This window comes from Parvibaculum sp. (genome assembly GCF_019635935.1).
In the GTDB taxonomy this organism is placed as follows: Bacteria; Pseudomonadota; Alphaproteobacteria; order Parvibaculales; family Parvibaculaceae; genus Parvibaculum.
The window spans coordinates 508,149-528,613 of record NZ_JAHBYN010000001.1 but is presented as its reverse complement, the minus strand read 5'-3'; the positions used below and the strand labels follow the sequence as shown (position 1 = coordinate 528,613).

Sequence of the window (20,465 nt, the reverse complement as noted above, 5' to 3'; positions counted from 1 at the left end):
GCGCCCGCCATCCGATTGTGACTGACAGGCCACGGCGGCTTATGGTTAAATCGCGGTGCGGGGTGCTGATTTGGATGCCGGTGGAGCCTCCAGAATGAATTTTCGGAAATGGATGCCGGGCGCGCTGGTTGCGGCCGGGCTGGCCTTCGGCGCCGGCGGGGCGGGTGCGGAGATTCATGCGTCGGTCGACACGGCGACGATGGCGCCGGTTGCCAGCGGCGGCGAGCATGTCGATCCGTCGCTGACGCGAACGCCGGAGGGATTTCGCTGGCGCATCACACGGCTTCAATGGACCGAACGCGACGAGCGCGCCTTCGGCGAGTTCGTGGCGGCGATCGGCAACAGCAATTGCCGCACCTATGACGAATGCCTGAAGGGCCCGTGGAACATCTACCGGGCGAGCGACCCGAAGGGCATGTACTTCTATGCCGATTGCGCCGACCTGCCTTATGCGCTGCGCGCCTATTTTGCGTGGAAGAACGGGTTGCCGTTTTCCTATGTCAGCGGCGTCGCGCCGGTCGGGCAATCGCGCGATCTCCGTTATTCGCGCTATGGCAATTACGCGGTGCGGCGCACCGACGTCGTGCCGCGCGCCGAGGGCGCGTTTCCGAATGCGCGCACGGTGCTCAACACCGTCAACAACATCGTCTCGAGCGCGATGTTCCGCTTCGCGCCGGAGCCCGCGCGGGGAGAGCTTTTCGACTTCTATCCGGTGAAACTGCAGAAGGACAGCGTCCGGCCGGGCACCGTGATCTACGATCCGAACGGTCACGTTGCCGTCGTCTACAGCGTCGATGACGAGGGGCGCATCCGCTTCATCGACACGCATCCCGACAATTCGCTGACGCGCGGCAGCTATGGCAAGCGCTTCGTACGCGCGTCACCGCCGATGGGGGCGGGCTTCAAGAACTGGCGGCCGATGAAGCTTGCCGGCGCGCAACAGGGCGCCGACGGCACGTGGTATGGCGGGCGCGTCGTGCTGGCCGGCGACGACGCGCTTGATGACTGGTCGGACGAACAATTCTACGGCACCGAAAACCCGCGGCCGAAGAGCTGGTCGGCGGCGGCTTTCGTCTATCAGGGTGAGCGGCTCGACTATTACGACTATGTGCGGCAGGCCGTTGCCGGGCGCGACGTGACCTACGATCCCATCGTCGAAACGCGGGCGATGGTGCGCGAGCTCTGCGACGATCTCTACTACCGCGCGATCTCGGTCGATATCGCGGTCAAGGCCGGGCTTCACCAGCGGCCGCAGCCGCCGCGCCTGCCCGACAATATCTATGGCACGCATGGCGACTGGGAAACCTATTCGACGCCGTCGCGCGATGCACGGCTGAAAGCCTCCTTCGCCGAATTGCGCGATCAGGTGGTGCGTTTTGTCGCGATGGCGGAAGCCGGCGACGAAAAGCTCGACTATGCGGGCGCGGACCTTGCCGGCGATCTGAAGCAGGCTTACCGGGAAGAAGCAGATGCCTGTAAAGTGTCCTATGTCGCAAGCGATGGTTCGGAGCGGGTGTTGAGTTTCGACGAGGCGCGGGCGCGCGTTTTCGATTTTTCGTTCGATCCGCATCATTGCCCCGAGTTGCGCTGGGGCGCGCGCTCGGAGGCCGAACTTGCGACCTGTCCCGACGGAGAGACAAAACTTTCCTGGTATGACGCGCAGCAGCGGCTCAGAAACCAGACCGACCGCACCTACGATGCGCGCATGGGATTTTCGCTCGCCGATCTCAGGGCCCGTGCGCCGGGCAGCGGACAGGACGCACCGCCCGACACCGACGCGATGGCGGCACTCAGGGCTTTGGCGGCGCGAGAGGAGAGCGTTGCGGCGGCCGATGCAACGGCGTTTCCGCGCAACGACCTAGAAGCGGCGCCAGACGGCGAAGCGGAGCGTGCGCTCGGCGATGGCGTCGCGGCCGAAGACTGAATGTTCCATGCCGGCTTCGATTGCCAAGCCGGGCGCCACGTCGTGGACCAGCGACAGCGCAAGCTTGCCCGACTGGTAGGAGTCTCCCGCGGCAGTGGAAGATAGTGCGGCGGTGTTGAGGCTCTTTGCCAGGAGCATGATGCCGGGCCAGGGCTTTGCGCCGAAGGTGATGTCGGCGCGGACTTCGTCGGGCCGTCCGCTATCGCGGTAGCGCCAGGCAATCTCCTGCACCGAGAAAGCGTCGATGCCGAACAGCTTTTCATTGCGCGCGACGACAAGCACCATTTCGGCATCGATGTCGCCTTTGGCCGTTGCGGCGGGATCGTTTGCGGCGCCTGCAAGATGCAGCGTTGCCAGCGGCTGTACCGAGAAGTGCGTGCCGGCCCATGTGCCGAGCGCATAGCGCGCGCCGGCCTTGATGCGCGTCATTCCGTTTTCGCGGAAGTTCATGCCGAAGAAATCGGTCTTGTCGGCCGCCCAGGCGGCTTCGCCGGTCAGCGTCAGGCGCGAGGTCAATCCGTATTCGGCATAGGGCGCGACTTCGATTTTCGTGTAGCGCGGCTTCCACTGCTTTTTGCCGCTGCCGTCATATCGTTCGCCGGCCCTCATGTGAGTCACGGGCACGATCAACTCGCCGGTGCCGGGCGCAAGCGGCCAGCCGCCGCCTTGCGCATTTCCCGCGGCAAGCGAGAAAGCGACGACGAGCGCCATAACGGTCAGGTTTCGATGTTCTGGCGGTTGCCCCGGCCGCAATTTTCCTCCCCACCCCGGAACGATGGTGGCCGATGGCCTTGCCCCTGTAAAGCGATGGACCTAAGTAGGAGGCGGGCGCTGCCGTTTCAGACGCCCGTTCATGCAAAGGATGCCGCCTTGGCCCGCTCGCCCGAAACCATCGAATTGCTGCTGACGCGCCGCTCGACCAAGGCGCTGACCATGGTCGAGCCGGGGCCCGACGCGACGGAGCTGCAAACGATCCTGCGCATCGGCGCGCGGGTGCCCGATCACGGCAAGCTCGCGCCGTGGCGGTTTGTCGTTTTCCAAGGCGAGGCGCGGCGTGCCTTCGGCGCGATCCTGAGCGAGGTTTACGCGCGGGTGCAGCCGAATGCGGGGGACGACCAGATCGAGTTCGAGGCGGGCCGCTTCCTGCGCGCGCCGACCGTTGTGGCGGTGATCTCGCGGGTGACGCCGGGGATCAAGATACCCGAATGGGAGCAATTGCTGTCGGCGGGCGCCGTCTGCCAGAACATGCTGGTCGCGGCAACGGCGCTTGGATATGGCGCGCAGTGGCTGACCGAATGGTATGCGTTCGATCCCGAAATCGGGCAGGCGCTCGGGCTGAAGGACAATGAGCGCGTCGCCGGCTTCATCTATCTCGGCAGCGAGAGCGTGGCGAAGGACGAGCGTCCGCGCCCGGTGCTGTCGGAAATCGTCTCGGTGTGGCCGGGGAAAGCGGAATGAGCGCGGCGGATGGCTTGCGCGGCGTGCTTTTCGACAAGGACGGGACGCTTTTCGAATATCACGGCACATGGGCGCCGATCCTCGTGGAGGCCGCGGAGGCGGCCGCGCGCGGGCAGCGCGACCTTGTGCCCGAATTGCTCGAAGCGATCGGCTACGACACGTCGTGCCACAGGATCAGGCCCGGCAGCATCGCCGGCGGCGGCGACACGTTCGGTCTTGCCGACGCATGGCTGGCGATAGCAGGCGGGTGGGAGCGGGCGGCGCTGATCGCGGAGATGGATGACTTGTTTACGCGGCTGGCGCCGGAGCGTTCACTGCCGGTGACCGACCTGCCGGCATTCTTCGGTGGATTGCGCGGACGCGGGCTGACGCTCGGCATTGCGACCAACGACGTCGAAGCATCGGCGCGCGCGACGCTTGAACGGTTCGGCATCGGAACGCTGGTCGATTTTTCGGCCGGTTATGACAGCGGACATGGACAAAAGCCGGGGCCTGGCATGGCGCTTGCCTTTTGCGCCGCGACGGGGCTCGCGCCGCATCAGATCGCTGTCGTCGGCGACAACAGGCACGACCTCGAGATGGGGCGCAGCGCCGGGGCCGGGCTCAATATCGGTGTGCTGACCGGCACCAGCGCGCATGACGATCTGGCGCCCTTCGCCGATCATGTGATCGAGAGCATCGTTGCGCTGCCGGCACTTCTCGACGGCCTCAAGCGTTAGGCATCCCAGATCGACTTGAAATCGCGATGCTCACCAAGCAGGCGCTGCGCCGGCGTCTTCTTGTCGATGTGGCCGATCAGGTTTTGATAGGTGCCGAAACCGCAAAGGTCGCGCAGGCGCGGTTCGAAGGATTTCACGAGGTCGAGCGGAATGCCAAGCTGCTGGTTCTCCTGCTGGCGGATGTAACCGGCGCAGTAATTCATCGCGATGCCGACGCGGCGCGCGTCCGACTTGTTGGCGCCGCCGCCATGCCAGAGGCTGCCATGCCAGATCAGCACCGAGCCTTTCGGCATTTCGGCCGGGATGCTGTCATAGTGCTGGCCGTAGGTGGGCGAGCGGTCCCATTTATGCGTATCGGGAATGATCCGCGTCGCGCCGTTTTCCTCGGTGAAGTCGGTCAGCGCCCACATCGAATTGCAGACGAAAGGCGCGTGCGGTTTTGCCACCGGCATCACCTGGTCGTCGGCATGGATCGGCTGGCCGGTTTCGCCGGGGTCGATGGAGATGGAGGAGAGCGAGGAGACGAGGCAGCCCTCGTCGAGCACGCCTTCGATGACGGGCAGGACGTTTGCGTGGACCGGAATGCGCTGGAAGACGGGCGCGAGCGCCAGCAAATTGTAGATGCGGACGGTCTTGTGGCCCTCGAAGGTGTTTTTCGCCGGCACGACGTTCATGTCGCGTTCGAGGCGCAGCAATGTCTCGTTCAACTCGTCGATCAGGGCGGGCTCGATCGCGTTTTCGACGATCGTGTAGCCGTGGGCCTCGACCGCCGCGACATGGCGGGTCTTTTCATCTTCGGTCATGCGTCTCTCCCGGCGTCTTCCTGCTTGCCGGGCATGATACGCGCCCGGCGGGCGCCGTCCATACCGCGCCTTTGCCGGGGGGTCAGTCGCGCCAGCTTGTCGGCTTGACGTCGAAGGCGAGGCTGATGCGCTGCACATCGCCCGAGAAGGGCAGGGTGCGGTGGAAGAGATAGGACGGGAAGAAGAGGGCGTCGCCTTCGCGCGGCTCATAGGCGATGGTCTGCGGTTCGAATTTCGCGTCGAATTCCGGCGGCGGGTGGCCGAATTCGATCCAGCCGTCATGCGCCTCGCCCTTGCCCATCGCCGGGGGCAGCGCGACGTAGTAGACGCCGCTCATCCAGCCGCCGACATGGATGTGCGAATGCTGGTGGCCGCCTTCCGAAAGCAGCGTGCCCCAGAGGTCGAGCTGGTAGGTCCGCGGCACCTGGCGGCGATAGGGGTGGCCGGGCTCGCGCCTGATCGAGTCGAAATGCGCGTCGATGGCGCGCCGCAAGGTTTTCTCGAAGGCGATGAAGGGTTCACGCGGGTTGTCGAGAAGCAGTCCGGTCTGCCCGCCCTTGCGCGTCGCCTTGCCCTGCGGTTCCCACACAACCGTCGGGTCTTCGCGCAGCGCCGCCGCCAGCGCCGCGTTGAGCGCCTTGATGCCGTCGAAGCCTTCCGGCGGCGTGAGCGCCACGCGCGAAACAAGATTGCCGATCTCGGCGCGGTAGCCGGCCGGCATTTCGCCGAACTCCTGCGCGCGGGCGAAGGGCAGCCATGCGGCGGCGCGGCGCTCCGGCCCCATCCGCGCCAGTGTGCGCTCGAAAATTTCGGTGGCCTGCCGCGCCTGGCCGAGCCGCAGTTGCGCGAGGCCGAGGCTGACATAGGACATGCTGTCCTGCGGATTGAGCGCGACGGCTTTTTCATAAGCCGCGGCGGCCGCTTCGATGTTGCCGCGCTTCTGTTCGGCATTGCCGAGATTGCCCCAGGCGGCCGAAAGGTTCGGGTTGCCGGCAATCGCGGTCTGGAATGCCTCGACCGCTTCCTCGACGCGCTCCTGCCGGAGCAGCACCATGCCGAGCGATACGTGGTGGATGGGCCTCGGATCGGCTTCGAGCGTGCGGCGGTATTGCGCTTCCGCCTCGGCGAAGCGGTTGGCCCGTTGCAGGAGCTGACCATAGGTTGCGGCGATGGCGGGATGGTCGGGAAAGACCCGCACGGCCGCTTCATAATGCGTGAGCGCATCGCCCCAGCGCCGCCGCTGCTGGAAGAGCCGGCCAAGATTGAGCCAGGGCGTCGGCTCCATCGGCGTGATCTGCAGCGCGCGTTTCAGGAGCCGCTCGGCCTCGTCGAATTCGCCCCGCTCGACGACGATGGAGGCAAGCAGCGCCATCGTGTCGCCGTCTTCGGGCGTTTCGGCCAGCATGGTGCGGGCCTGCTTTTCGGCGATCCCGCGCTTGCCCTGCTTTATCAGATCGAGGACTTGCCGGTAGCGTTCGGGAATTTCGGGCGCGGCTGGTTGTTCGTCGGCCAATTTTCTTTCCGGTTCCTGCTGGTCGCGTTCAAGGACGGGCTCAACCTGCACAGACGGGCCGCGCCCGTCAATGATGTCGGCCGGGGAAGTCGGTCGGGCTGTATCCCGGCCGCCAAGGTGGCATAGTCGGGCAGCCCGGCCCACCCGCTCATCACAGGCACGATTAACGATATGGCCAACCTGCCCGCCGTCACCTTCGCGGAAGCCTTTCGTGTCTGGACAAGGATCGGCTTTTTGAGCTTTGGCGGCCCGGCGGGTCAGATCGCCCTGATGCACCGCATTCTGGTCGAAGAGAAGAAGTGGCTTTCCGAGCCGCAATTCCTGCATGCGCTCAATTTCTGCATGTTGCTGCCGGGGCCGGAGGCGCAGCAGCTCGCGACCTATGCCGGTTGGCTGCTGCATGGCATCCGGGGCGGGCTCGCCGCCGGGCTGATGTTCATTCTGCCCGGTGTCGCGGTGATGCTGGGCTTGAGCATTCTCTATGCGGCCTATGCCGATCTCGGGCTTGTGGAGGCGTTGTTCTTCGGCATCAAGGCGGCCGTCTTTGCCGTCGTCATCGAGGCGCTGATCCGGATATCGAAACGGATGCTGAAATCCACCGCGCTTTACGCGCTGGCGGGCGCGGCCTTCGCGGCGATCTTCTTTTTCGACGTGCCGTTTCCGCTGGTCGTCGGCGCGGCGGCGGCTTTCGGGCTCGTTGCGGCGCGGGCGGCGCCGGGCGTGTTCGGTGCGCTGCTGGCGGCGAAGGCGGACGGCGAGGCGGAAGCCGAAGCGCCGGCGCATACGCGCACAACGGCCGGACGCACCATTGCCGTTGCGCTGGTCGGCGGGTTTGTGTGGCTCGGTCCTGTCGCCGCCTTGTTGCTGGCGCTCGGGCCCGGCCATGTGTTCGCGCAGGAAGCCGTTTTCTTCAGCAAGATGGCGGTCGTCACTTTCGGCGGGGCCTATGCGGTGCTTGCCTATGTGGCGCAGGAGGCGGTGCAGTTTTATGGGTGGCTTGCGCCGGGCGAAATGCTGGACGGGCTCGGGTTGGCCGAGACGACGCCCGGGCCGCTCATTCTGGTGCTGCAGTTTGTCGGCTATCTCGCCGCCTATCGCGAGGCGGGTGGGCTCGATCCGGTGACGGCAGGCATCATCGGCGCGCTCATCACGGTCTGGGTGACGTTCGCGCCGTGCTTCCTGTGGATTTTTCTCGGCGCGCCTTACATCGAGCGGCTGCGCAAGGTCGCGTTGCTCAACGCCGCTTTCGCCGCGATCACCGCGGCGGTCGTCGGCGTCATTCTCAACCTCGCACTCTGGTTCGGCCTCCATGTGCTGTTCGGCACGGTGGAGGAGGTGCGCGTGTCGGTGCTGCGGCTCTGGGTGCCGGAGATTGCGACGCTCGACCCGTGGGCGCTGCTTTTGAGCGCAGGCGCGCTCGTCGCCATGCTGCGCTTTCACATCGGCATGCTGCCGGTGCTCGGCGTCTCCGCTGCGCTCGGGCTTGCGATCAAGCTCGTTTGACGTTCACGCCGCCGTGACCGGGTTTGGCAGCGGCCGGCCGTCGAAAAAGGCGTCGATATTCGCAATCACCGCATCGCCCATCGCCTTCAGCGCTTCCGATGTGCCGCCGCCGATGTGAGGCGTCATCACGATGTTGGGGAGTGCCGCAAGGTCGGGGCGGATTTGCGGTTCGTCTTCGAAGACGTCGAGCCCGGCGCCGGCGATGGTGCCGTCTTTCAGGGCGGCGATCAGCGCGTCTTCGTCGATGGCCGAGCCGCGCGAGATGTTGACGATGTGGCCGGTGGGTCCCAGCGCCTTCATCACATCCGCATTGACGATGTGGCGGTTCGTTTCGTCGGCGCGGTGGGCGACCATCAGAACATCGGCCCATTCGGCGAGCGCAGCCAGCGTTTCGAAATAGCGCCACGGCGCGTCCGGCTTTTTCGATCGGTTGAAGTAGCCAACTTCCGTTTCGAAGGCGGCACAGCGTTCGGCGATCTTGCGGCCGATGGCGCCGAGGCCGAGCACGCCGACCTTGCGGCCGGTGAGGCCGCGCGCGAAGAGGAGCGGCGCCGGGTTCTTGCCGCGCCATTCGCCGGCGCGCGTCAGCCTGTCGCCGGTGACGACATGGCGGATCGAGGCGAGCAGCAGGGCGAGCGCCATGTCGGCAACGGTCGAGGCATTTGCGCCGACGGTGTTGGTGACGGCGATGCCGCGCGCCGACGCGGCGGCGACGTCGATGCCTTCATAGCCCGAGCCGAGGCAGCAGATGATGCCGAGCTCCGGCATCGTGTCCATATAGGCGCCGTCCGCACCATGCGTCCCGACGGTGATGATCGCCTTCGCATTTTTGCTGAGAGCAGGGTCGGTAATCACCTCGTAGCGCTCGGCAAGTTTTTGCTGAAAGGCCTTGCCGAGTGGCAGGGCGAGGAACACGGGCGGCTTCATGGGGACTCCGGAAATTCAGTTCGCCTTGGCGGCGCGGGAAAGCAGCGCCTTTGCCTGTTTCAGGTGCGGGATGTCGAGCATCACGCCGTCCAGCGCGACGACGCCGACATCGCCCGCCTTCTCGAAGGCTTCGATGACGGCGCGGGCATGGGCGAGGTCGGCCTCGCCCGGTGTGAAGACCGCGTTGATGATCGCGACTTGCGCCGGATGGATCGCCATCTTGCCGGTGAAGCCGTCGCGGATGGCGGCGCGGGCTTCGGCTTCAAGCCCGGCCTCGTCGCGAAAATCCTTGTAGATGCCGTCAATGGGCGCGACGCCCGCGGCAACGGCGCCGAGCAGCGTCAGCGTGCGGGCAAGGCGATAGGGGCCGGTGTAGTTGCCCTGTTCGTCCTTGTTGTCGCGCGCGCCGAGCGCAGCGGCGAGGTCTTCGGCGCCCCAGGTCAGGAAGGCGAGGCGGGGGTGCGATCCGGCATAGGTGCCGAGCGTGAAAAGAGAGGCGGCCGTTTCGGTGGCGACGCAGCCGATGCCGATGTCGCCGCCGCCGAGACGGTCGATCCGGTCTCCGACCTTTTTCACGCAGGCGCCGGAGATGGTTTTCGGAACGACGATCATGTCCGGCTTTGCAGGAACCACGGCTTCGAGGTCCGCTTCCCAGAAGGGCGTGTCGAGCGCGTTGATGCGAAGGACGAGTTTCGGGCCCGTGCGGTCGGCGGTTTTCAGATAGGCGACGGCGGATTTGCGCGCGGCCTCCTTGTTGGACAAGGCGACCGAGTCTTCGAGATCGACGATCAGCGCGTCGGCGCCCGCGCCCGCGCCCTTGGCAAGCTTCTTTTCGCTGTCGGCGGGAACGAAGAGGAAGGAACGCATCTGTCAGACCTCTTCCGTGCCATGCGCGTGCATATAGGCCTGCCGCGTGCAGGAGGCGACTTCCTCGTCGCGCTGGTTGTAGGCCTTGTGCAGGAAGGTGACGATACCGGCGGTGGGGCGCGATTTCGAGCGGCGCTTCGACATTACCGTGGTCTCGATACGCAGCGTGTCGCCCTGAAAGACGGGCTTCGGGAAGACCACATCGGTCATGCCGAGATTGGCAATGGTGGTGCCATGCGTCGTGTCGTGGACCGAAATGCCGATCATCAGGCCCAATGTGAACAGGCTGTTGACCAGCGGCTTGCCGAATTCGGTTTCGGTCGCGGCATAGTGGTGGTCGAGATGCAGCGCGGCCGGGTTCATGGTCATGGTCGAAAAGAGCACGTTGTCGGTCTCGGTGACCGTGCGCCGGATGGCGTGCTTGAAGACCTGGCCTTCCTTGAATTCCTCGAAATATAGTCCCGGCATGTCCGTTCCTGCGGTTGTTGTGCGGGCTGTCTCGCTCCCCGTCCTTCGGCTAGGTTATAGCGCCGTCGATCCAAAAAACGAAAAGCGCATAAGGGTAGGGCATGGATTTCAGGTTCAGCGAGGAGCAGCAGGCGATCCGCGATGCGGTGGGGCGTGTCTGTGCGCGCTACGACGATGCCTATTGGTTGAAGAGGGACAGGGAGGGCGGCTTCCCGGACGATTTCGTGCGCGATATCGCGGCGGGCGGCTGGCTCGGGATCGCGATGCCGGAGGCTTATGGCGGCTCGGGGCTCGGCGTCACCGAAGCGGCCATCGTCGCGCAGGCAATCGCCGAATCGGGCGCTTGCCTCTCCGGCGCTTCGGCCGTTCACATCAATCTCTTCGGGCCGATGCCGGTGGTGGTGTTCGGCACCGACGCGCAGAAGCAGAAGAACCTGCCGCCGCTGATCCGGGGTGAGGATCGCTGTTGCTTCGGCGTGACGGAGCCCGATGCCGGGCTCAACACGACGGCGATCTCGACCAAAGCGGAATGGGACGGCAAGGCCTATGTGGTGCATGGGCGCAAGATGTGGACCTCGACCGCGCAGACGGCCAACAAGATCCTGCTGCTGGCGCGCACAACGCCGAAGGAGAAGTGTAAAAAGGCGACCGAGGGGCTGTCGCTTTTCTATACCGATCTCGACCGGGGCGGCGCGACGGAGGTGCGCGAGATCGAGAAGATGGGCCGGAAGGCCGTCGACTCCAACGCGGTGTTCTTCGACGGGCTTCGCGTGCCGAAGGAAGATCTGATCGGCGAGGAGGGCAAGGGGTTTCACTATCTGCTGCACGGGCTCAATCCCGAACGGGTGCTGATCGGCGCGGAGGCCGTCGGTGTCGGACGCATCGCGCTGAAGAAGGCGACGGATTATGCGCGGGAGCGCGAGGTGTTCGGACGGCCGATCGGACAGAACCAGGCGATCCAGCATCCGCTGGCGCGGGTCTGGGCAGAGCTCGAGGCGGCGAACCTGATGGTCTTCAAGGCGGCGGCGCTTTACGACGCGGGCGAGAATTGCGGCGCGGAGGCCAATGCGGGCAAGTATCTGGCGGCGGAGGCCGGTTTCCGCGCTTGCGAGACCGCGGTGATGACGCATGGCGGCATGGGCTATGCCAAGGAGTTCCATGTCGAGCGCTATATGCGCGAAATCATGATCGCGCGCATCGCGCCTGTGAGCCGCGAGTTGATCCTGAGTTTCATCGCCGAGCGGGTGCTCGATCTGCCGAAGTCTTATTGAGGCTACAGATGTCCTTCGAACTTCACGAGCGGCTGGCGGCCGATACATTCCGGGTCGCGGATTTGACGCTTTGCCGGGTGCTGCTGATGAACGACCGTCGGTTTCCCTGGCTGATCCTGGTGCCGCGGCGCGAGGGATTGCGGGATTTCGACGATGTGGCGGCGGCCGAGAAGGCGCATTTCCATTCGGAGATCGACCTTGCCTCGGCGGTGCTGCGGGCGGCGACGGGGGCCGAAAAGATGAATGTGGCGGCGCTCGGCAATATGGTGCCGCAGCTCCATGTGCATGTGATCGCCCGATTTGCCGCCGATGCCGCCTGGCCGGCGCCGGTGTGGGGCGTCGGGACCGCCGAGCCCTATGCGGCGGCCGAGGCGGCGGCGCTGGTGGAGAAGCTGGCGCAGGCGCTTCACGGTTAACGATTGGTTTAAGACTCGGGCCCTAGTCTTGCCGGCAAATGTGAGCGATTCACAGCGGAGCCGGGAATTGACCACCGCCCTTGTTGCCGATCCATCGGAAGCCGCGCGGCAGACCGCCGCCAGAATGCTTGAAAGCCTCGGTTTTCGGGTCGCGACGGCTTGCAATGCGGCCGAAGCGCTGGCGTTGGTCCGGGAGCTTGCACCCGGTCTGGTGCTGGCCGATGCGCGGCTCGAAACGGCCGATGGTGGGCTCGCAATTGCCGCGATCCGCAAAATCTCGGGGGTCTGCCTTTTCCATGTCAGCGCCGATGGTGGGGCCGCCGGCGTGCGCGGGGCGATGGAGGCCGGGGCAGACGATTATCTGGTGAAGCCCTATGACGCGGCATTGCTGGGCTTCAAGCTGGCGCAGGCGCGGACGCGGGGGCGGCTGAAGCCGGTGCCGCGGCTGGTGCAGGACAATGCGGCGCCGGAAGGGCCCGGCTGGCGGCTTCAGTCGTTTGGCAAGGCTGTTTGAGGCAAATCCTGTGGATTGCCCCACAAACCATTGATCCCGCTACATATTGTGTTATTGGCCAGATATGGTGCGGGGCGGCCGAAGTCATCCCACATATTGATGTTTCACGTTGAACAATTAACCTAATCTATTGATTTTGTTAATTATTTCTCGTTCTCGGCGCTCCAGCGATTCAGGTAGTCGAGGCTGCCGATATAGGGGCGCAGACCCAGCAATCCGGCCGTGATGGCGAGCGTCAGTACGACGGCCGGAACGACCGCCAGCGAGTAGCGCAGCATCATTTCATCGCCATAGACATAGTCGGTCACGAGCGCGATCGAGGTGGGCCCCAGGCCAAGGCCGATGATGGTGACGACGAAAATCAGTACGGCGGAAGCGAAGCCGCGCATCTGGTTGGGCATCAGCTCCTGAAGGGCCGAGGGGCCGGCGCCGGTGGTGAAAGTGGCGAAGAAGGTCGACGGGCAGAGCAGCAGCAGGGCGATCCAGGGATCGTCGAGCAGCGGATAGGCGACGGTGAAGGGGAAGGCGGCGAGGCCGGTGAAGGCGCAGACCATCATGCGGCCGTTGCGGATGCCCTTGCCGGTCAGGAAATCGCCCATCCAGCCGCCGGCAATGACGCCGGAGGTGCCGAAAATCACGATGATGATGCCGTACCAGAAGCCGGCTTCCGGATAGGACCAGCCATGGGTGCGGACGAACAGGGTCGGGATCCATGCCGCGACGCCATAGGCCATCATCGCCGACAGCGCGTAGCAGAGGTTGAGCGGCACCATGGTGCGCCAGTTTTTGCCCATGTAGCCAAAGACTTCGGCGACCGGCACCTCGACACGGCGGCTGACGCCATCTGTGCCGACTTCCTGACGGATGTGGCCGCGCCGTTCGGGCTCGCGCAGGGTCCAGACCCAGAGGGCGACCAGAATGCCCGGCAGGCCGACAACGAGGAAGGTGATCTGCCAGGCGTAGATTTCACCGATCAGCGGCAGGGTGGCGCTGCCGCCTTCGGAGACCAGCGCAATGACGGCGGCGCCGATGATGAGGGCGAGGCCGGCGCCGATATAGACGCCCATGCCATAGACACCGAGGGCGAAACCCAAGCGTTTCGGCGGAAAATAGTCGGCGATGATCGAATAGGCGGCCGGCGAGAGCGCGGCCTCGCCGACGCCGACGCCGGCGCGGAAGACGAACAGCATCAGGAACGAGCGCGCCGTGCCGCAGAGCGCCGTCATGATGCTCCAGACGAAAACGCCGAGCGCGATGATGTTGAAGCGGTGGTAGCGGTCGACAAGTCGGCCGATGGGGAGGCCAGCCACGCAATAAAAGGCTGCAAAAGCAAAGCCTTGCAGCAGGCTCATCTGGGTGTCGGAGATGCCGAGGTCGCGTTTGATCGGGCCGACCAGCAGGCTCAGGATCTGGCGGTCGATGAAGGAAAAGGTGTAGGCGAGGACCAGGACGGCGACGACATACCAGGCGTAAATGGCGTTGGGATAAGGCTTTTCGACGACATCCTTTTTCGGATGGTGAATTCCCTCCTCGACTTCCGCCGCGACGTCGACCTCGCTCATTCGGCCGTTCCTCCCCCTGAAGCATCCCGTCGCGCGCTTCAAGCGCGCTTTTGATCAAGCTTAACGCGGATGCGGAGAAACGCTCCTTAAAAAAATGCCGGAAACCTGCCGAAAGCGCGTGGCACGGGGCTTGCGACCTCATTCGCGAGACGAAAGGGAAATGGCCCGATGAGCCTTGTCGAAATCATTGGCGGACCGCAGACGATCCATGCCGCGCTTGTGCAAGCGAGCGAGCGGACGGGCGCCGATTTCGACTATCTGCTGAAGACCGCGATGCGCGAGTCGAGCCTCGATACCCAAGCAAAATCAAGTACTTCGTCGGCCTCCGGCCTGTTCCAGTTCACCGAACAGAGCTGGCTCGGCACGCTGAAAAAATATGGCGCGGAGCTCGGGCTCGGACGCTATGCGGAAGCGATCTGTTGCAACGCCAATGGCCGCTATGTGGTGGAAAATGCTGCCGAAAGGCAGGAAATTCTTGCCCTGCGGTTCGATGCGGCGACTTCGGCGCTGATGGCGGGCGCCTATACGCAGGAAAGCGCGGATCTGCTTGGAAACCGGCTGGGGCGGGCGACAAGCGAGGGTGAACTTTACATCGCGCATTTCCTTGGCGCGGGCGGCGCGGCGAAGCTGATCTCGGCTGCCGAGGACACGCCAAATGCCCGTGCGGACACGCTTTTCCCGGCGGCGGCGGCGGCCAACAAGTCGATCTTCTATGACCGTTCGGGGCGGGCGCGCAGCGCCGCCGAGGTCTATGCGAACCTGATCGGCAAACACGAGAATACCGACGCGACGCGGCTCGCACAGACAGCCGAAAACCGGCCACTGTCATCGAACAGTCAAAAAACTGTCACAAACCGCGCCGAGGGACATTTCGAGGCGCCGGCGGGACACGCGCGGACGGGCTATGCGACGCGCGGCGCGAGCCTGCCGAGCCCGAGTTATCCCGCAAATGCGGGGACAAGTGGAACGCAGCGCTACGGTGCGACGCTGCACCTGACGCCGGCGGTGGTCGAGATCCTCGCGTCGCTCGATCCGATCCCGCAGGGCCGCGACAGTTTGCGGACGAGCGACCGCAGCGATGAGCGGCGCGACGAGGTGCGTGCCGAGGAACGGCGCGAGCGGGCGCGGCTGTTGCCGCGATCGGGCTTCTCTTACGGCTGACCGTCAGGCGGTGAGCGCCAGCAGGCGGCGGAGCGGCTTCGGCTTCTCGACGAGATCGGCGAGCGTCGCATCGCCCAGCACATCCATGTAAGCCTGAAGCGCCTCGCGCAGCAGACGCCTTAGCCGGCAGGACGGGCTGATGCGGCAACGATCCGTCTGCGGATCGAAACATTCGACCAGACTGAAATCCTCCTCCATCGCGCGCACGACCTTGCCGATGCCGATGTCTTCGGCGGGGCGGGCGAGGCTCAGGCCGCCGCCGCGACCGCGCAGCGTTTCGACGAAGCCGGCGCGGCCAAGCTCATGGGCGACCTTGACCAGATGATTGCGCGAGATGCCGTAGGTCTCCGCCACTTCGCGGATGGTGGCGCGCCCGTCCGGCTTGACGGCGAGATACATCAACAGGCGCAGCGCGTAGTCGGTGTGGAGGGTGAGGCGCATGGCGGTTTCCCGTGCGTTGCCGACGATATGCCGCAGGCGGCGGCGCCGGCGAAGTATTGCCTTCGGGGCCGAACCTGTCCAGATTTAATATATATCTGAAATACATGTTATGGAGGCGGCGATGACGGACAGCCAGGGCGTGTGGTGCAAGGACGATGACCGGCCGGTGACCGACGAGGCCGAGATCGAGCGGCTGGTGCGCGCCTTCTATACGCGCATCCGGGCAGACGCCGTGCTCGGGCCGATTTTCGACGGCGTGATCGGCGACAACTGGGAGCCGCATCTCCTGAAGATGATCGATTTCTGGTCGAGCGTGATGCTGACGACCGGGCGCTACAAAGGTCAGCCGATGCGGGCGCATCTGAAGCTGAAGCAGGTGACGCCGAAACATTTCGACCGCTGGCTGATGCTGTTCCGCGAGACGGCCGAGGAAGTCTGTGCGCCGGAGGCGGCCGAACGCTTCATCGAAAAGGCGGGGCGGATTGCCGAGAGCCTGCAACTCGGCATGTTCTTCAAGCCGGTGCTGCACGATCCGGCGCGGAAGGGGCCAAGGTTGGTGGGGTGAGAAGGAGGACGGCGCTTCGCGCCTGCCCCCGCCCCAAACGGCTGAAGGCCGTTTGACCCTCCCCTTGGGGAGGGTGGGCTATTTTATCAGTATGCAAATTATTGTTCCGGGAACTATTGCATCGCGCTCTACTGTGCGGCGCGTTGGGGTTCGCCGGGGAGGGCGGCTATTGCCTTGTCGAGTTCGCGGCCGAGGGCCGGGGCGAGGGTGTGGGCGTAGGTTTGCGTGAAGTGGTGATAGTCGCGCCAGACGGTGACGTTGCCGACGACCATCGGGCATGTGCCGTCGGCGCAGAAGGCGTGCGTCATGTCGATCACCGGCACGGCGGGATCGCGGCCGAAGGCAGACGGCATCGGGTCGGGAAGCGGAAACGCATCGGCCTCGCGGGCGGCGCAGCCGGGATCTGCGGACAGGCAGGTGGGCGGATCGAAAGCGAAGCGCGGCGTGTCGCGCATGACCGCAACGGAAGCGCCTTCGGCGCGCAGGGCCTCGACGGTGCGGCGCATGGCGGCGACCAGCAGCGGGAAGCGTTCCTCGCGCGTGCCGCCGCCCACGATCATGTTGTCGGCCGACATCGCCAGCACGACAAGATCGGGTTTCTCGCGCGCGACTTCACGCAGCATGTTTTCGCCCCAGACGAAGCATGACGGATCCTTGGCGAGCCTGCCGAGGACCATCGGGCAGGCGGATTTGGTGTGCGCCGTCATCCGCCAGCCGCGCGCACCGGCCAGCTTGTCGAAGGCCGGAAGCCAGCTTGCGGCATGGGAGTCGCCGATCAGCATGATGTGAAAGCCGCCGTCAGGCGCGCCGTAGCCGCAGACGCGCGGTTCGGTCTCGCCGATGTCGAGATGGCAACCGTTCGAATAGGCGGCGGCGATGTCCTCGAGCACTTGCGACAGCGGCGGCGCGGGCGCGATGCCGGCCGGCACCGGCGCGGCGTCGGTGAGAGCGGCGGCGCCGGGATAGTTCCGCGCCGTCAGTTCGCCGGGGCGCTGGCTTTCGATCACGGCGAAGACGACGGCCGCCGATGCGAGGCAGAGCAGGATCGTCGCAAACCCGCCCGCGAGACTGCGGGCGATGGCGGGCGTCGCGCCGCGTTCGCGAAAACGATCCTCGACGTAATGTTTCGACAGTGCGGCGAGGAAGACCGAAACGGCGATCAGCATGAAGCCGTCCCAAAGGCCGGGCACGTTGCCGGTCCATGCGCGATAGAAAACAATCGCCGGCCAGTGCCAGAGATAAATCGAATAGGCAAGGTCGCCGATCCACATGGCGGCGCGGTTTTCGAGCAGGCGGTGCGGGGCGAAGCGCGCCGCCGCGCTGCCGCTCATCAGCACCAGTGCCGTGCCGAGCGTCGGCAGCAGCGCGGCGTAGCCCGGAAAGGCGGTGGCGCCGGAATAAAGCATCGCCGAAGCCGCGATGGCGGCGAGGCCGACAAGCGCCGCCACGATTTTTGCTGCTTCGCCCGGTATCGTCGCGCGCGCGCCGGCGACCGCAAGCAGGCCGCCCAGCGCCAGTTCCCAGAAGCGCGTGTGCGAAACGAAATAGGCGGCTTGCGGCGCGTGGATGGTTTCGTGGACCGATAGAGCCAGAGAAATGACGAAGACCGTGCCGAGTGCCGCGCCGAGCACCGGCCGCAACGGCCAGTTGCGGCGCGTGCAGAGCGCGCCGCCCGCGATCATCAGCAGCGGCCAGACGAAATAGAATTGTTCCTCGATGGAGAGCGACCAGAAATGCTGGAGCGGTCCCGGCGCGTTGTCGGCGGCCAGATAGTCGACCGATTGCGCGGCAAGCCACCAGTTTTCGAAATAGAGCGCGCTGGCGACGACTTCCCATGCGACGCCGCGCCATTGCGGCGGCGGCAGGGTGAAGGTCAGCAGTGCGACGGCAACCAGCACCAGCGTCGAGGCAGGAAGCAGGCGGCGGATGCGGCGCGCATAGAAGCGCGCGATGCCGATGGTGCGGTCGCGCTCAAGCTCGCGCAGCAAGAGGCCGGTGATCAGGTAGCCCGAGATGACGAAGAAGACATCGACGCCGACATAGCCGCCGGGCATGGCGGCCGGCCAGACGTGAAAGATCAACACCGTCAGCACGGCGACGGCGCGCAAGCCCTGAATGCCCGGACGGAAGGCCGTTGAACTCATTTTGGGGTTTTATCCGCCTTCCGCGCCGTCACGTCATGTCATGCAATTGCTGCCCGGCCTATGTGCCGGTTTTCCCGGCCTTGTCGAAATCCGATGCGTCGTGACGCTCCGGGAGCTGGCTTGCCGGGTCGCCCCAGGCGCGGTTGACCATGCGGCCGCGTTTGACCGCCGGGCGCTCGGCGATTTGATCGGTCCAGCGGTTGACGTGTTTGTATTCATGGACGCTGAGGAATTCGCCCGCCTCATAGAGCAGGCCCTTGGCGAGTGCGCCGTACCAGGGCCAGATCGCCATGTCGGCGACGGTGTAGTCGGGGCCGGCGATGTATTCGCTTTGCGCAAGCTGACGGTCGAGCACGTCGAGCTGGCGCTTCACTTCCATTGCGAAGCGGTTGATCGCGTATTCGCTCTTGAAGGGCGCATAGGCATAGAAGTGGCCGAAGCCGCCGCCGAGATAGGGCGCGGAGCCCATCTGCCACATCAGCCATGACCAGACTTCGGCGCGCTTCACGAGATCCTTCGGCATGAAGGCGCCGCCGAATTTCTCCGAGAGGTAAAGCAACATCGCGCCGCTTTCGAAAATGCGGGTCGGCGGGTTGGTGGAACGGTCCATCAGCGCCGGGATTTTCGAATTCGGATTGACGGCGACGAAGCCCGAGCCGAACTGGTGGCCTTCCGAAATGTTGATCAGCCAGGCGTCGTATTCGGCGCCCTTGTGACCGGCTTCCAGCAGCTCTTCGAGCATCACCGTGACCTTGACGCCGTTCGGCGTCGCCAGCGAATAGAGCTGGAACGGGTGCTTGCCTACGGGAAGTTCCTTGTCATGCGTCGGACCGGCGATCGGACGATTGATGTTGGAGAAGCGGTTGGCGTTCTTGTCGGTTTCCCAGACCCAGACTTTCGGCGGCGTGTAATCGGTGTCGCTCATCAAGCGTTTCCTTTTTCCAATCCGGCTATGCGATGGCGCCGGCCTTGCGGAGATTTTCGATTTCGGCGTCGGCGAAGCCGGCCGCCTTCAATGTTTCGACGGTGTGTTCGCCGAGTATCGGCGCGGCGGCGCGCGGGCCTTCGGGTTCGGCGCCGGGGAAGCGGATCGGCGAGGCGGGGGCGATGTAGGTGCCGTTGCCGCCTTCCTCCATCACCTCGACATAGGCGCCGGCGGCATGGGCCTGCGGATCGGCATAGACATCGGCGGGGCGCATCAGCGGGGCCCAGATCATGTCTTCGGCGTCGAGCTTCGCGCGCCAGTATTCGGTGTCGTGTTCGGCGAAGGCGGCGTCGAGAATGTGGACCAGTTCGGCGGCGTTGGCGCGGCGCGTCTTCGGGCTGTCGAAGCGCGGGTCCTTTTCGAGCCCCGGCTTGCCGATGACGCGGCAGACGGCGGTCCAGTCGACGGTGCCCTGGCGGGGCACGATGACGATCCATCCGTCCTTCGTGTGGAAGAAGTTGTTCAAGGGGGCGATGGTTTCGAGGCGGGGCTTGGTGGAGCCGAGCTTGCCGTAGCGAAGCTGGACGGCGGTGTCGGAGCCCGCCGCATAGACGCCGACGCGCAGCAGCGAGGCTTCGACGAGGCGGCCCTTGCCGGATTTCTCGCGTTCGAAAAGGGCGGCGAGAATGCCGCCGACGGTCGCCATGCTGGTGGTGTGGTCGCCGATGCCGGTCCTGAGCGTCGTCGGTTCCTGACCCTTGACCGTCTGCAGCCAGCCGACGCCGGAGCGGGCATAGAAGGCGGCGATGTCGAAGCCGGGCTTGTCGCGGTCCGGGCCTTCGAGGCCGTAGCCGGTGACGCTGGCATAGACGAGGCGCGGGTTCACTTCGGCGAGCGCCTTGTAGTCGAGACCGGCGCGTTCGAGGCCGCCGGGGCGGACATTGGTGATGAAGACGTCGGCGTCTTTCACCAGCCGCTTCACGGCCTCGACGCCTTCCGGCGTCGCGGTGTTGATGGCGAGGCCCTTCTTGCCGCGATTGTCGAGATCGAAGATCGGCGAACCCTTCAGGTGGTCGGCGCCCATGTTGGCCATGGTGTAGCGCATGGGGCAGCCGGACAGCGGCTCGATCTTGATTACGTCCGCGCCCCAATCGGCCAGAATGCCGCCGGCGCCGGGCGCGGCGATATAGGTGGCCATTTCCACGACCTTGAGGCCCTCAAGCATGATGTCCGATCCCCGTTTGGCTGAATTTCTTGTTGGGGCGGATCATCCATGAAACGGCG

The 20,465-nt window shown here is 65.2% G+C and carries 20 protein-coding genes; 9 read left to right on the top strand and 11 right to left on the bottom strand.

Annotation, left to right across the window (positions count from 1 at the left end):
* Positions 1–94 precede the first annotated feature (94 nt).
* Complete coding sequence (locus KF719_RS02765) at positions 95–1,924, top strand: hypothetical protein (RefSeq protein WP_293506882.1); 1,830 nt, start codon at positions 95–97, stop codon at positions 1,922–1,924.
* On the opposite strand, the gene KF719_RS02760 is transcribed toward KF719_RS02765, so the two are convergent.
* On the bottom strand, positions 1,859–2,635 hold the full coding sequence (locus KF719_RS02760; RefSeq protein WP_293506880.1) for a hypothetical protein: 777 nt from the start codon (positions 2,633–2,635) through the stop codon (positions 1,859–1,861). The genes KF719_RS02765 and KF719_RS02760 overlap by 66 nt on opposite strands.
* 159 nt (positions 2,636–2,794) lie before the next feature.
* Between KF719_RS02760 and KF719_RS02755 the strand changes: the two genes are divergently transcribed.
* Entirely contained in the window at positions 2,795–3,382 is a 588-nt protein-coding gene (locus tag KF719_RS02755; RefSeq protein ID WP_293506879.1) for a nitroreductase, read from the top strand.
* A complete protein-coding gene (locus KF719_RS02750) occupies positions 3,379–4,101 on the top strand; it encodes an HAD family hydrolase (RefSeq protein ID WP_293506877.1) in 723 nt (240 codons plus the stop codon). The genes KF719_RS02755 and KF719_RS02750 overlap by 4 nt, the downstream gene beginning before the upstream one ends.
* On the opposite strand, the gene KF719_RS02745 is transcribed toward KF719_RS02750, so the two are convergent.
* Together KF719_RS02745 and KF719_RS02740 are read right to left on the bottom strand one after the other, a co-directional pair.
* A complete protein-coding gene (locus KF719_RS02745) occupies positions 4,098–4,904 on the bottom strand; it encodes a phytanoyl-CoA dioxygenase family protein (protein WP_293506875.1) in 807 nt (268 codons plus the stop codon). The genes KF719_RS02750 and KF719_RS02745 overlap by 4 nt on opposite strands.
* An 82-nt stretch (positions 4,905–4,986) precedes the next feature.
* Entirely contained in the window at positions 4,987–6,417 is a 1,431-nt protein-coding gene (locus KF719_RS02740; protein WP_293506874.1) for a tetratricopeptide repeat protein, read from the bottom strand.
* Between the two features lie 171 nt (positions 6,418–6,588).
* On the opposite strand from KF719_RS02740, the gene chrA reads away from it, so the two are divergent.
* A complete protein-coding gene (gene chrA / locus KF719_RS02735) occupies positions 6,589–7,920 on the top strand; it encodes a chromate efflux transporter (RefSeq protein WP_293506873.1) in 1,332 nt (443 codons plus the stop codon).
* A gap of 3 nt (positions 7,921–7,923) precedes the next feature.
* Here the strand turns inward: chrA and KF719_RS02730 are convergent, their stop codons facing one another.
* From KF719_RS02730 to KF719_RS02720, 3 genes are read right to left on the bottom strand one after another with little or no spacing between them, the layout of a single operon-like run.
* On the bottom strand, positions 7,924–8,847 hold the full coding sequence (locus KF719_RS02730) for a 2-hydroxyacid dehydrogenase (RefSeq protein ID WP_293506871.1): 924 nt from the start codon (positions 8,845–8,847) through the stop codon (positions 7,924–7,926).
* Positions 8,848–8,862: 15 nt separating this feature from the next.
* Complete coding sequence (locus tag KF719_RS02725; protein WP_293506869.1) at positions 8,863–9,714, bottom strand: CoA ester lyase; 852 nt, start codon at positions 9,712–9,714, stop codon at positions 8,863–8,865.
* A gap of 3 nt (positions 9,715–9,717) precedes the next feature.
* On the bottom strand, positions 9,718–10,182 hold the full coding sequence (locus KF719_RS02720; protein ID WP_293506867.1) for a MaoC family dehydratase: 465 nt from the start codon (positions 10,180–10,182) through the stop codon (positions 9,718–9,720).
* 101 nt (positions 10,183–10,283) lie between these two features.
* Here KF719_RS02720 and KF719_RS02715 point away from each other — a divergent pair, with 101 nt between their 5' ends.
* The 3 genes from KF719_RS02715 to KF719_RS02705 all read left to right on the top strand — a co-directional run bounded on the left by KF719_RS02715 (position 10,284) and on the right by KF719_RS02705 (position 12,383).
* Positions 10,284–11,453: an acyl-CoA dehydrogenase family protein gene (locus KF719_RS02715; RefSeq protein WP_293506865.1), complete on the top strand. Its 1,170-nt coding sequence runs from the start codon at positions 10,284–10,286 to the stop codon at positions 11,451–11,453.
* Between the two features lie 8 nt (positions 11,454–11,461).
* A complete protein-coding gene (locus KF719_RS02710; RefSeq protein WP_293506863.1) occupies positions 11,462–11,869 on the top strand; it encodes an HIT domain-containing protein in 408 nt (135 codons plus the stop codon).
* A gap of 67 nt (positions 11,870–11,936) precedes the next feature.
* Positions 11,937–12,383, top strand: coding sequence for a response regulator (locus KF719_RS02705; protein ID WP_293506862.1), 447 nt, complete (start codon positions 11,937–11,939; stop codon positions 12,381–12,383).
* Between the two features lie 143 nt (positions 12,384–12,526).
* Here the strand turns inward: KF719_RS02705 and KF719_RS02700 are convergent, their stop codons facing one another.
* Positions 12,527–13,945, bottom strand: a complete 1,419-nt coding sequence (locus KF719_RS02700; RefSeq protein WP_293506860.1) for an MFS transporter — start codon at positions 13,943–13,945, stop codon at positions 12,527–12,529.
* Positions 13,946–14,113: 168 nt separating this feature from the next.
* Here KF719_RS02700 and KF719_RS02695 point away from each other — a divergent pair, with 168 nt between their 5' ends.
* Positions 14,114–15,106 (top strand): lytic transglycosylase domain-containing protein, encoded by a 993-nt coding sequence (locus KF719_RS02695; RefSeq protein ID WP_293506859.1) that lies wholly within the window; start codon positions 14,114–14,116, stop codon positions 15,104–15,106.
* A 3-nt stretch (positions 15,107–15,109) separates the two neighbouring features.
* Here KF719_RS02695 and KF719_RS02690 read toward each other — a convergent pair whose 3' ends face one another.
* Positions 15,110–15,547 (bottom strand): Rrf2 family transcriptional regulator, encoded by a 438-nt coding sequence (locus KF719_RS02690; protein WP_293506857.1) that lies wholly within the window; start codon positions 15,545–15,547, stop codon positions 15,110–15,112.
* Positions 15,548–15,668: 121 nt separating this feature from the next.
* Here KF719_RS02690 and KF719_RS02685 point away from each other — a divergent pair, with 121 nt between their 5' ends.
* Positions 15,669–16,112 (top strand): group III truncated hemoglobin, encoded by a 444-nt coding sequence (locus KF719_RS02685; protein WP_293506855.1) that lies wholly within the window; start codon positions 15,669–15,671, stop codon positions 16,110–16,112.
* A 128-nt stretch (positions 16,113–16,240) separates the two neighbouring features.
* On the opposite strand, the gene KF719_RS02680 is transcribed toward KF719_RS02685, so the two are convergent.
* From KF719_RS02680 to KF719_RS02670, 3 genes are read right to left on the bottom strand one after another with little or no spacing between them, the layout of a single operon-like run.
* Positions 16,241–18,256 (bottom strand): acyltransferase family protein, encoded by a 2,016-nt coding sequence (locus KF719_RS02680; protein WP_293506853.1) that lies wholly within the window; start codon positions 18,254–18,256, stop codon positions 16,241–16,243.
* A 58-nt stretch (positions 18,257–18,314) separates the two neighbouring features.
* The gene (yghU, locus tag KF719_RS02675) at positions 18,315–19,181 is read right to left on the bottom strand and encodes a glutathione-dependent disulfide-bond oxidoreductase (RefSeq protein ID WP_293506851.1); all 867 of its coding nucleotides are present in this window, start codon (positions 19,179–19,181) and stop codon (positions 18,315–18,317) included.
* Positions 19,182–19,206: 25 nt separating this feature from the next.
* Positions 19,207–20,406 (bottom strand): CaiB/BaiF CoA-transferase family protein, encoded by a 1,200-nt coding sequence (locus KF719_RS02670; protein WP_293506850.1) that lies wholly within the window; start codon positions 20,404–20,406, stop codon positions 19,207–19,209.
* Positions 20,407–20,465 lie beyond the last annotated feature (59 nt).